1 protein-coding gene is annotated in these 547 nt (G+C 40.2%); it reads right to left on the reverse strand.

What is annotated here, in order from left to right:
- Positions 1 to 158: 158 nt before the first annotated feature.
- Positions 159 to 547 (reverse strand): ATPase, T2SS/T4P/T4SS family (locus tag ACTHUR_RS17295; RefSeq protein ID WP_440399945.1); only part of this gene is annotated, 389 nt, incomplete at its 5' end.

A 547-nucleotide genomic window follows, 5' to 3' on the forward strand; every position in this document is an offset into this window, starting at 1 on the left:
GTATTGGTATTTTTACCTTCAAACGTAAAACGTTTGCCTTTGTTTTTTTGAGCGAATAAGCCTTTTTTTTTGCTCTGCTTGAGCCATTTTGTTACCCCTTGGTTTAATGTTTGAGAATGAAGAAAACATAAGTCCCCGTGTTTCTTCGATTCAATGGTTTAATCGTTAGTGTGAGCAATAACTTCTTCTAATGAAGTCAAACCTTGCATTGCTTTTACTAAGCCTGCACGGCGCAAATCAACCATACCTTCTTTGTAGGCCATGTTCATAATATCAACTTCTGTACCATTATTCATAATTACACGTTGCATTTCCTCGGTAATCGGCATGACTTCATAGACGCCGACACGACCTTTAAAGCCTTTGCCACGACAACTGTCGCAACCAACAGGACGGTAGAGTTTCCAATCTTTTGCTAAATCTTCATCTGTAAATCCTGCTTTTTTCAATGCAGGAACTGGAGGACGCTCAACCTCACGCTTACAACTTGAACACAGACGACGCAATAATCGTTGTGCCATAATCAAGCTGACCGAGCTTGCAATAT

It is taken from the genome of Neisseria sp. P0021.S007 (assembly GCF_051956855.1).